Origin of the sequence: Streptomyces sp. (genome assembly GCF_031178505.1) — a bacterium.
Taxonomy (GTDB): Bacteria; Actinomycetota; Actinomycetes; order Streptomycetales; family Streptomycetaceae; genus Streptomyces; species Streptomyces gulbargensis.
In genome coordinates this window covers 1-10,609 of record NZ_JAPSIW010000177.1, presented here as the reverse complement: position 1 = coordinate 10,609, position 10,609 = coordinate 1, and the positions used below count along the sequence as shown (strand labels likewise).

12 protein-coding genes and 1 tRNA gene are annotated in these 10,609 nt (G+C 74.8%); 9 read left to right on the top strand and 4 right to left on the bottom strand.

The genetic code is table 11. The features are described 5' to 3' along the window. From RIF68_RS14650 to RIF68_RS14625, 6 genes are all read left to right on the top strand, one after another. Positions 1-677 (top strand): ABC transporter ATP-binding protein (locus RIF68_RS14650; protein WP_309051674.1); only part of this gene is annotated, 677 nt, incomplete at its 5' end. A gap of 57 nt (positions 678-734) precedes the next feature. Beyond that, on the top strand, positions 735-1,679 hold the full coding sequence (locus RIF68_RS14645) for a hypothetical protein (protein WP_309051673.1): 945 nt from the start codon (positions 735-737) through the stop codon (positions 1,677-1,679). Positions 1,680-1,998: 319 nt separating this feature from the next. Beyond that, the gene (locus RIF68_RS14640; protein ID WP_053640878.1) at positions 1,999-2,193 is read left to right on the top strand and encodes a hypothetical protein; all 195 of its coding nucleotides are present in this window, start codon (positions 1,999-2,001) and stop codon (positions 2,191-2,193) included. A 50-nt stretch (positions 2,194-2,243) separates the two neighbouring features. Further along, complete coding sequence (gene mshB / locus RIF68_RS14635; RefSeq protein WP_309051672.1) at positions 2,244-3,137, top strand: N-acetyl-1-D-myo-inositol-2-amino-2-deoxy-alpha-D-glucopyranoside deacetylase; 894 nt, start codon at positions 2,244-2,246, stop codon at positions 3,135-3,137. Beyond that, on the top strand, positions 3,134-3,487 hold the full coding sequence (locus tag RIF68_RS14630) for a DUF6113 family protein (protein WP_309051671.1): 354 nt from the start codon (positions 3,134-3,136) through the stop codon (positions 3,485-3,487). Before mshB ends, RIF68_RS14630 begins: the two co-directional genes overlap by 4 nt. Before the next feature lie 176 nt (positions 3,488-3,663). After that, positions 3,664-5,799 carry a hypothetical protein gene (locus RIF68_RS14625; RefSeq protein WP_309051670.1) on the top strand — a complete coding sequence of 712 codons (2,136 nt, stop codon included), beginning with the start codon at positions 3,664-3,666 and terminating at the stop codon, positions 5,797-5,799. Positions 5,800-5,872: 73 nt separating this feature from the next. Here RIF68_RS14625 and RIF68_RS14620 read toward each other — a convergent pair whose 3' ends face one another. Continuing rightward, the gene (locus RIF68_RS14620) at positions 5,873-6,235 is read right to left on the bottom strand and encodes a DUF1304 domain-containing protein (RefSeq protein ID WP_309051669.1); all 363 of its coding nucleotides are present in this window, start codon (positions 6,233-6,235) and stop codon (positions 5,873-5,875) included. 122 nt (positions 6,236-6,357) lie between these two features. Here RIF68_RS14620 and RIF68_RS14615 point away from each other — a divergent pair. Beyond that, positions 6,358-6,432, top strand: a tRNA-Gly gene (locus RIF68_RS14615). A gap of 38 nt (positions 6,433-6,470) precedes the next feature. Here RIF68_RS14615 and RIF68_RS14610 read toward each other — a convergent pair. Then, positions 6,471-7,322, bottom strand: a complete 852-nt coding sequence (locus RIF68_RS14610) for a transglutaminase-like domain-containing protein (RefSeq protein ID WP_309051668.1) — start codon at positions 7,320-7,322, stop codon at positions 6,471-6,473. Next, positions 7,319-8,320: a GNAT family N-acetyltransferase gene (locus tag RIF68_RS14605; protein ID WP_309051667.1), complete on the bottom strand. Its 1,002-nt coding sequence runs from the start codon at positions 8,318-8,320 to the stop codon at positions 7,319-7,321. Before RIF68_RS14605 ends, RIF68_RS14610 begins: the two co-directional genes overlap by 4 nt. Before the next feature lie 112 nt (positions 8,321-8,432). Here RIF68_RS14605 and fdxA point away from each other — a divergent pair, with 112 nt between their 5' ends. Then, positions 8,433-8,753: a ferredoxin gene (fdxA, locus tag RIF68_RS14600; RefSeq protein WP_058940613.1), complete on the top strand. Its 321-nt coding sequence runs from the start codon at positions 8,433-8,435 to the stop codon at positions 8,751-8,753. An 87-nt stretch (positions 8,754-8,840) separates the two neighbouring features. Further along, a complete protein-coding gene (dapC, locus tag RIF68_RS14595; protein ID WP_309051666.1) occupies positions 8,841-9,938 on the top strand; it encodes a succinyldiaminopimelate transaminase in 1,098 nt (365 codons plus the stop codon). 70 nt (positions 9,939-10,008) lie between these two features. Here the strand turns inward: dapC and RIF68_RS14590 are convergent, their stop codons facing one another. Continuing rightward, positions 10,009-10,410, bottom strand: coding sequence for an ATP-binding protein (locus RIF68_RS14590; protein ID WP_309051665.1), 402 nt, complete (start codon positions 10,408-10,410; stop codon positions 10,009-10,011). Between the last annotated feature and the right edge of the window lie 199 nt (positions 10,411-10,609).

Sequence of the window (10,609 nt, the reverse complement as noted above, 5' to 3'; positions counted from 1 at the left end):
TGCTCGACGTCGTCGGTCTGAACCCCGAGTACATCAACCGCTACCCGCACCAGTTCTCCGGCGGTCAGCGCCAGCGCATCGGCATCGCCCGCGGCCTCGCCCTGCGCCCCGAGATCATCGTCGCCGACGAGCCGGTCTCCGCCCTGGACGTCTCCGTCCAGGCGCAGGTCATCAACCTGATGGAGAAGCTGCAGGACGAGTTCGACCTGTCCTACATCTTCATCGCGCACGACCTGTCGATCGTCCGGCACATCTCCGACCGGGTCGGCGTCATGTACCTGGGCCGGATCGTCGAGATCGGCACCGACGCCGAGATCTACGAACACCCCACCCATCCCTACACCCAGGCCCTGCTCTCCGCCGTCCCCGTGCCCGATCCCGAGGCCCGCGCCCACCGCGAGCGGATCATCCTCACCGGCGACGTGCCCTCCCCGGCGAACATCCCCTCCGGCTGCCGCTTCCGCACCCGCTGCTGGAAGGCCCAGGAACGCTGCGCCCTCGAAGTGCCCCTCCTCGCCGTCCCCGCCGCCTTCCGGGACGCCGACAGCCCCGCCCGGCACGACTCCGCCTGCCACTTCGCCGAGGAGAAGCAGGTCGTCCCGCCCGAGGAGCCGGACCACGGCCCGGCCGGTCCCCGGGGCGGCGCCAGCCTCTACCGGGACCCCGACCGGCCCTGAACGCCGGGGGCGCGGAACCGCTTGTCCCGGCCGGGGACGACCGAGAGGATCGGGACCGTGACTGTGACACGCCCGGCACGTCTCACCGGCGCCGCGTTCTGCGCCGCGCTCGTCCTCATGTCCGCCGTCTGGATCCTCAGGGACCTGGCAGCCCTCGGCTCACCCCTCGCCCTCGTCCGGTACTGGGCCGGGGACCACGCCCCCCTCGCGGGCGGCCGGCCGCACACCTCCCTCGTCGAACCGCTGCTCCTGCTCGCCACCGCCGTCACCGCCGTCGCCGCCCTCCGTTCCCGGCACGCCGCCTCCGCGCTCGCCGCCACCGGGGCGGTCACCCTGGCCCTGCGCCTCCCCGGCCTGTGGGCGTCCGGCACCGGCGCCCTCGTCACCGCCCTCCTCCAGCTCGCCCTCGCCACCGGGCTCGTCGTCACCGCCGTCGCCGGGCGGCGCCCGCCCCGCTCCGCCCGCGAACCGCTGCCCACCCGCCCGCGCACCGGCCCCGCCGCCACCGCCGGCGCCCTCCTCGTCACGGCCGCGGCCGCCGGCACCCTCTGGGAGGCGTACTGGGCCACCGAACTGCCCCTGGAGATCACCGTCGACCGGTTCACCGGCGGCCGGTCCGTCGCCCGGCCGGCCCTCGGCGTCCCCCCGGGCTGGCTCGCCGCCGTCCTCGCCGCCCTCCACCTCACCGCCGGGATCTCCGCCCTCGCCCGCGCCCGCCACACCCGCGCCTTCGGCCTCCTCGCCGGCGGGCTCCTCACCGGCGGCGGCCTGGCGCAGGTGGTGCAGCTGATCCGGTACGAGACGCCGCCCCGGTTCGCCGACGTGACCACCGCCGGCACGCTCCACGCCCTCAGCTCCCTCTTCGCCCTGCTCGCCGGCCTCGCCGTCCTCGCGCTCCTCGCCGGGCGCGGCGCCCCCGACCCGGTACCGCCCGGAGCGCCGTACGCCGCGGCGGGCGCGCTTCCCCCGGCTCCGCCCTCCCCACGCCCGCCCGGCTGGTGAGACGCCCGGCGGCCCGTACCCCACCGTCCCGGTCGCGAGCGGACTTCCGAGGCGAGGAATTCGGCCATTCCCTGACGGCCGCCAACGGCCCTTGAAAAGGCCTCCGTCCAGCCCGTTCGATGACGGGGGAGCGCGACCGGAGGCACACGCACGGCTGAAAACAGCGCTGTGCGCCCCCTCTGTGCCTCCGTCCGCCGATCGATGCGATGGCACGGATAGTTATGATCCGTAGCACTGGGTGGGTAGGTATCCGCCCGGCACATGCAGCCTGACCGAACCGCTCGACCATCCGACCGAAGAAGTGTGGAGGTGAACCGCCGTGGCACTCTCGATCTCCGTGGTGGTGCTGCTGGCGATCGTCGTCTTCCTGCTGATCCGGAAATCCGGGCTGAAGGCTGGACACGCGGCGATCTGCGCGCTCCTCGGTTTCTACCTGGCGAGCTCGTCCATCGCCCCGTCCATCAGCACCCTGACCACCAACGTGGCGGGCATGATCGGCGGCCTCAAGTTCTGAGCCGGGCAGGCCGCCGGTCCGCCGGCGGCCCCGCCTCGTAGGCTGGGTCCATGACCGAGCTTCCCGCCCGTCGTCTGCTCCTCGTGCACGCGCACCCGGACGACGAGTCGATCAACAACGGCGCCACCATGGCCAGGTACGCGGCCGAGGGGGCCCTCGTCACCCTGGTCACCTGCACCCTGGGCGAGGAGGGCGAGGTCATCCCGCCCGGCCTCGCCCACCTGGCGCCGGACCGGGAGGACCGGCTCGGCCCCCACCGCGCGGGCGAACTCGCCGCCGCCATGGCCGAGCTCGGCGTCACCGACCACCGCTTCCTCGGCGGCCCGGGCCGCTTCCGCGACTCGGGGATGAGGGGAGCCGAACAGAACGAGCGCCCCGGCGCCTTCTGGAGCACCCCCGTCGACGAGGCTGCCCCGTACCTCGTGGAGATCGTCCGCGAGACCCGCCCCCAGGTCCTCGTCACCTACGACCCGGACGGCGGCTACGGCCACCCCGACCACATCCAGGCCCACCGGGTCGCCATGCGCGCCGCCGACCTCGCCGCCGACCCTGCGTACCGCCCCGATCTCGGCCCGGCCCACACCATCGCCAAGATCTACTGGAACCGCGTCCCGCGCCCCGTCCTGGAGGCCGGCTTCGCCCGGCTGCGCGCCGAGGGCTCCGCCTTCCCCGCCGTCGCCGCCCTCTCCGACGTCCCCGGCGTCGTCGACGAGGACCGCGTCACCGCCGAGATCGGCGGCCACCCCGCGCACGCCGCCCGCAAGACGGCCGCCATGGCCGCCCACGCCACCCAAGTCGCCGTGGACGGCCCCTTCTTCGCCCTCTCCAACGACCTCGGTCAGCCCATCCTCACCACCGAGTACTACGAGTTGGTCCGGGGCGCCTCCGGCGCCCCCGCCGGCGAGCGCGAGACCGACCTCTTCGCCGGGGTGAGCGACCGGTGAACTTCTCCCCGGGCCGCTTCGCCCTCCACACCCTGCTCGTCGTCCTCGGCGCCCTCGTCGGCACCGCCGGCGCCCTCGTCCAAGCCGCCTGGCTGCCCGGCGGCTTGGTCCTGGCCCTGCTCGCCACCGCCGGCCTCTTCTACGGCGGGCTGCGCGCCGTCGGCGGCCCGTTCGCCGTGGTCACCGCCGGTGCCGGCTGGCTCATCGCCGTCATCCTCCTCAGCTTCCGACGTCCCGAGGGCGACGGAGTGTTCGGGGGCGGCCTGGCCGAGCTGCTCTACCTCTTCGGCAGCATGGCGATCGCTGTGATGTGCGCCACCCGCGCCGCGCCGGGCCGTCCGGCCGCGTGAACAGGCCGACTTGAGACCGGGGTCGCCCTGACTTCGGCCGGATTGCCCGTCGCGGTCCGACCAGGGGTCGGGTACGAGACGGCGGCGGCCAGTATGGTGGTGCGCGCCGCCGAACCGCCCGGGTCGGAACGAACATCAGCAAGAGCGGGCGGCGGAGCCAACCGGGAGATCCTGCTTTGAGTCGTGAAACTGGTCGAGAGACTGACAGCCCGTCCTCCGGCGCCCAGGGGCGCGGTGGAGCCGCCTACCCCTCAGGGACCCCGCCGTACGGATCCCGCCAGTATCCGTCGCTCCACCCCACGCAGGACGCGCCGGAGGAGAGCCCCGTCGCGCCCGCGCCGCCGGAGGAGCCCAAGACCGAGACCACGCTGACCACCCGGATCCGGATCAACATCCCGGGTTCGCGGCCGATCCCGCCCGTCGTGGTCCGCAAGCCCGTCGCCGGGTCCGCCGAGCCGGAGCCCGCGCCGGAACCCGCCGCTCCGGCCCCGGAGCCGGAGCCCGAGCCGCAGGCGGCCCCGGAGCCGCCGCGCGCCGAGGAGCCGCCGCCGGCGAAGCCCAAGGGGACCAGCGACTGGTTCGCCCCGCGCAAGCCGGCCGCCCAGGCGCCCGCCTCCGCGCCCGCCCCGGCGTCGCCCCAGCCCCCCGTGCCCGCGCCCGCCCCGAAGCCGGCGCCCGGCCCCGGGCGGCAGACCCCGGGCACCGGTTTCGCCGGGTCCGCGACCTCCGGCGTCCCGACGGTCGGCAGCACCCCGTCGAGCCGCCCGGTCACCTCGCAGGCGGCCCCGGGCAACCCCCTGTACGACACGGGCACCCCGGCCGCCGGCACGCCCGCGTACCAGCAGACCCCGCCGAACGGCACCCCGGTCCACGACGGCACGCCCGCCGCCGGCGTCCCCGCGCACGACGGGACCCCGGCCGCCGGCACGCCCGGGTACCAGCAGACCCCGCCGAACGGCACCCCGGTCCACGACGGCCCCTTCGCCGGTCCGACGGGGCACCCGGGTCCGGCCGCCGGCGCGCCCGCCGGGCCCACCACCGGCCCGGCCACCGGCACCGCCACGTTCGGCGGCCCCGGTCCGCAGGGACCCACGGGCCCCCAGGGCGGCCCCGGCGCGGGGGCGCCGCGGATGTCCGACGACACCGCGATCCTGACCCCGCAGCAGCCGGCCCCCCGGCCCGCGCCGGGACGGCCGGCCGAGGGCGGTCACGTCTCCGGCGACACGCTCTCCAGCGGCATGCCCGCGGTCCCCGCGTCCGCCGCCCGCCGCACGCCCGAGCCGGCCCCCGCGCGGAGCGCGGAGGAGACCCCGGCGCCGGCCCCGCGCCCCGCCGCCCCCGCCCAGAGCCGCGCCGCGCGCAAGAAGGGCCGTTCCAAGCTGGTCCTGGCCGCCGCGGGCCTCGTCGGCATCGCCGGTGTCGCCTACGGCGCCGGACTGCTCCTCAACCACTCCGACGTCCCCAAGGGCACCACCGTCCTCGGCGTGGACATCGGCGGCGGTACGAAGGAGGAGGCCGTCAACAAGCTGGAGGCGGCCCTCGGCAAGCGGACCACCACCCCGCTGCGGCTCAGCGTCGGCGGCAAGAAGGTGGAGCTGGCCCCCGACAAGGCGGGTCTCTCCCTGGACAGCCAGGAGACCGTCCGCGCCGCCGCCGGCAGCGACTACAACCCGGTCTCGGTCATCGGTTCCCTCTTCGGCGGCGAACGGGTCGCCAAGCCGGTCTTCCCCGTCGACGAGGAGAAGCTCGCCGTCGCCCTGCGTGACCTGGCCGGCACCTCCGCCTCGGCCACCGAGGGCACCATCCTCTTCTCCCCGAACAAGGTCACCCCGGTCGAGGGCAGGCCCGGCAAGGCGCTGGACGTCCAGCGCTCGATGATCTCGGTCCGGGACGCCTACCGCGCCCAGGTCGAGACCGGCGCGCCCAACGTCGTCGAGCTCCCCGTGACGACCCGCCGGCCGACCGTCACCAAGGCGGAGCTGGACCGTGCGATGCGGGAGTTCGCCCAGCCGGCCATGTCCGACCTGATCACGATCAAGGCGGGCGGGAAGCAGATCGACTTCGGCCCGGCCCGGTCCCTGCCGCAGATCCTCTCCATGAAGGCCGTGGACGGCCGCCTCGTGGAGGTCTACGACAAGAAGGCCATCGAGCGGCTCCTCGACGGTGCCTTCGAGGGAGTCATGATCACCAAGGGTGACGGCACCAAGCACGAGGTGTCCGCCGACGACGTCGCCTACGTGATGCGGGACGCGCTGCGCGGCAAGACCCGCGCGGAGCGCACCCGGACGATCGACCTCAGCGGCGAGGGCTGACCGCCCCCGCCGCCGTGACCGGGCCCCCGTCCCCTGCGGACGGGGGCTCCGGCGTTCCCCGGGCCCCGGCCGGTCAGCCGGCGACGAGGACGGCGGAGAGCGCGAGCGCCCCGGGCAGGGCCTGGGCGAAGAGGATCCGGCGGTTGGCGGTGGCGGCTCCGTAGAGGCCCGCGATCACCACGCAGGACAGGAAGAAGACCTGGACGCGGAAGCCCGTGGGATCGTCGGCGACGAGGCCCCAGACGAGCCCGGCGGCGAGGAAACCGTTGTAGAGCCCCTGGTTGGCGGCCATGGTCGCGGTCTCACGGGCCATCGTGGCGTCGAAGCCGGAGAATCGCCGGCCCGGCTCCTTCTGCCACAGGAACATCTCCATGACCAGGATGCAGGCGTGCAGCAGGGCGACGAGGGCCACGAGAATGTCGGCGGTCAGCGGCATGGGCCCATTCTGCCGCCGGAGCCGCCGACCGCCCGGTGCCACGCGAGGGTGTCCCGCCACCCGTCGGCACCCCGGAAACCGATCGCGCCACCGAGGTGACATCGCGTAAGGTTCCGCCCAAGGCGGGGTCGTAGCACAGAGGTAATGCACCGCGATGCCATCTCGGAGGACGCCGGTTCGAATCCGGCCGCCCCGCCCCCTTCACTCAGGGAGCACGGCCCGGGCGGGACACCCGCTAGTTCAGCCGGGCCCGTGCCGCCTGCGCCCTGCGGCGGATCGTGACCGCCGCCTCCGGGTCCACGGCGTCCATCACCCGCGCGTACGCCTCCATCTCCGCCGCACCGGTCAGGAAGTCCCCGCGCCGCACCAGCAGTTCCGCGCGCTCGTAGCGGAGCCTGGCGGGGTGGGACGGCAGCAGCAGGGAGAGTTCCACCGCCCACAGGGCCACGTCCGAGCGCTCCGGGCGCGGGGCCGCCCACGCGCGGATGTTGTTCAGGATGCGCAGCACGATCGCCCCCGGCTCCGCCGGCCGCAGCATCGACCGGTCGAGCGACTCGCCGGTCGCGCTCGCCACGAGCAGCTCCGCGTCCGCACCCGTCAGGGGCCGCCCGCCGGCGAAGGGGTCGGCCAGGTGCAGCTCGGCCGGGTCCCCGAACCCCACCACGAAGTGACCGGGCAGCCCGAGCCCGTACACGGGCGCGCCTGCCCGGCGGGCCACCTCCATCCAGACCACGGACAGCAGGATCGGCAGCCCCCTGCGCCGCCGCAGCACCTCGTGCAGCAGCGAGGACTCCAGGCGCTGGTAGTCCGCGGGCACTCCCTCGAAGCCCTCGCGGCGGCCGAGGAGCGCGGCCAGCTCCCGGGCCCAGTCACCGGTGACCCGGGTCGCGTACGGCACCAGACCGGCGAGCCGGTCGAGCTCGATCTCCGCCCGCTGCAGGTCCTCCTCGGTGACCGACGGGTCGGCCACCGCGCCGATCAGCAGGCAGAGCCGGGCCAGGTCGGGCCGCTCGGAGCGTGCCTCCTCCGCGAACTCCAGCCGCCGGTCGGGCGGCCCGGCCGGTTCCACCGGTGGCTCCTCGCTCACGCCTCCGCCCACCGGTAGTGGTGGTAGTGGTGATGGGTCGCGAAGCCCAGCCCGTCGTACAGGGCGCGCGCCCCGTCGTTCTCCGTCTCCACCTGGAGCCAGGCCGCCGACGCGCCCTCCTCCAGGGCCCGCCGGGCCAGCGCCGTCATGACGGCGGTCGCCAGCCCCCGCCGGCGCCGCTCCGGGTCGACCTCGACGGCGAGGAACCCCGCCCACCGGCCGTCCACCACGCACCGCCCGATCGCCGCCGGGGCATCTCCCGGCCCCGGGACGGAGGCGAACCACACGCTCGGCCCCGAGGCGAGGACGGCACGGGCGGCGGCGTCCACCTCCCCGAAGCGCCGGTAGCGGCTCAGCCAGGTCTCGTCGGCGGTGCGCGCCAGGCGGACGGCCGCCACGTCGGCGTCCACGTCGCCGACCGGCGCCAGGGCCCCGATCCGTACCTCCGCCGAGACCTCGCGCCGCCAGCCCCGCCGCTCCAGCTCGGCGCAGAGCAGCTCCTGGGTGCCCTCGGCGCCCGTGGCGGCCTGCACGAACGCGGGCAGCTTCCGGGCCTCGTACCACTCCCGTACGCGCTCCAGGGCCTCCGGGACGGGCATGCCGGGATCACCGAGCGGCAGGACCGAGTTGGCCCGCCGGGTGAACCCGCCCGCCGCCCGCAGGGTCCACTCCCCGAGCGGCTCGCTCTCCGGCGGTTCCCACGCGCGCGCCGTCGCCCGGGCCAGCTCGGCGAAGGTGGCCGCGGGGCCCCTGCGGCGGGCCGGGGCGGCCGGTACGACCTTCCCCGCGACCAGCGCCGATTCCGGGATGCGGACGCCCGCACCGCTCTTTCGTGTGATCAGCAGCACACCCGCGTCCCAGGATGTGAGCACCCCGACCGAGTCCGTGAACTTCCCACCCTCGACACCCTCGGCCGTCACATACCGAACGGAGACACGTTTTCCCACGTCAGCGCTGGTGATGCGGACCTCGAGCCGTCCTCCGCCGGTGAATTCCACAGCTTCTCCGCCCCTCCTGTTCGGATCGCCCTCAAGAACGGAGATACTAGGTGCGGGCATCGACGACGCCGCGCTCCCGCGCAGACCAGCCCTACCGAGGAGGAACGACAGCGTGACCTACGTCATCGCGCAGCCTTGTGTCGACGTCAAGGACAAGGCGTGCATCGAGGAGTGCCCCGTCGACTGCATCTACGAGGGCAAGCGGTCCTTGTACATCCACCCGGACGAATGCGTCGACTGCGGGGCCTGTGAGCCGGTCTGCCCGGTCGAGGCGATCTTCTACGAGGACGACACCCCGGAGGAGTGGAAGGACTACTACAAGGCGAACGTCGAGTTCTTCGACGAGCTCGGTTCGCCCGGTGGCGCCTCCAAGCTCGGCCTGATCGAGCGCGACCACCCCTTCATCGCCGCGCTGCCGCCGCAGAACGGCTGATCGACCGCACTCCGGTCCCGCACGGCGCCGTCCGCCGTGCGGGACCGAGGCGTTTTCCCGTACGTACGAGGAAGTGAGCCAAGAACCGTGAGCGCAGTCTCTTCGCGCCTGCCCGTCTTCCCCTGGGACAAGCTGGAGCCGTACAAGAGGACGGCCCTGGCGCACCCGGACGGAATCGTGGACCTCTCCGTCGGCACGCCCGTCGACCCGGTCCCGGCGCTGATCCAGAAGGCCCTGGTGGCCGCGGCGGACTCCCCGGGTTATCCGACCGTCTGGGGGACGAAGGGGCTGCGGGACGCGCTCACCGGCTGGTGCGAGCGGCGCCTGGGCGCGGTCGGCATGGCCCACGAGAACGTACTGCCCGTGGTCGGCTCCAAGGAGCTGGTGGCCTGGCTGCCGACGCAGCTCGGGCTCGGCCCCGGCGACCAGGTGGCCCACCCGCGCCTCGCCTACCCGACGTACGAGGTCGGCGCGCGGCTCTGCGGCGCGGAGCCCGTCGTCTACGACGACCCCACCACCGACCTCGACCCGGCCGCGGTCAAGCTGCTGTGGCTCAACTCGCCGTCCAACCCGACCGGCCGGGTCCTCGGCAAGGACGAGCTGACCCGGATCGTGGCCTGGGCGCGCGAGCACGGCGTCCTCGTCCTGTCCGACGAGTGCTACCTGGAGCTGGGCTGGGAGGCCGACCCGGTCTCCGTGCTGCACCCGGACGTCTGCGGCGGCTCGTACGAGGGCCTCGTCGCCGTCCACTCGCTCTCCAAGCGCTCCAACCTGGCCGGCTACCGGGCCGCCTTCGTCGCGGGCGACGCGGCGGTGCTCGGCGAGCTGCTCCGGATCCGCAAGCACGGCGGCATGATGACCGCCGCCCCGGTGCAGGCGGCCACGGTCGCGGCGCTCGGGGACGACGCGCACGTCCTGGAGCAGCGCGAGCGGTACGCGGCCCGGCGCACCGCCCTGCGGACGGCTCTGGAGGCGCACGGCTTCCGGATCGAGCACAGCGAGGCGAGCCTCTACCTGTGGGCGACCCGGGACGAGCCGTGCTGGGAGACGGTGGCGTACCTGGCGGAGAAGGGCGTCCTGGTGGCGCCGGGCGACTTCTACGGCGAGGCGGGGGACCGGTTCGTGCGGGTCGCGTTCACGGCGACGGACGAGCGGGTCCGGGCCGCGGTCGAGCGCCTGCGCTGACGGCGCGAACGGGTGAGGGCCCGGGGAGCGTCCGCTCCCCGGGCCCTCACCCGTTCGGTGCGCGCGCGTGTCAGTCGCCCAGCGGCAGGCCGCCCAGGGTGCCCTGGGTCGGGTTCTCGGTGGTCCTGGTCACGAGCCGGCCCGCGCTGTCGGCGGCGTCACCGGTGGCCTCCTGGGCGAGCGGGGTGGCGGTCCGCCCCGCCGCGTCGACGGCCTTGCCGGCGGTCGGAGCGGCCGCGCCGACCGCCTCGCCGCCGGCCTCGCCGACGACACCGGTCGCGGTCTGCGAGGCGCTGTCGACGGTGCCGTTCGCGGTCGCGGTGTCCAGGGCGGTCACGCTGCCCAGGGCGCCGGTCGGCGCGAGGCCGTGGTCCAGGGCGCTCGCGGAGCCGGCCGCACCGACCACGGGGGCTGCGCCGGCCGCGAGGAGGAGGGCGGCGCGGGCGATCCGACGGGTCAGGGGGAGGGACATGGTGCTCCTTCGACGGAGAGGACGTGTACGCGGTGACAACCGGCTCCGGGGCGGGGGAGGTTGCGGCGACCAAAGGTAAAGAGTTGGCAATGCGTCGTATTGTCGGGTGGGGAGGAAAGCGGACGAACGCGTCCATGCCAGGCGCCCTGCTGAACCGTCACTTCCCTTACGCCGCAAGGCCGGAGCCGGGACGCGGGCG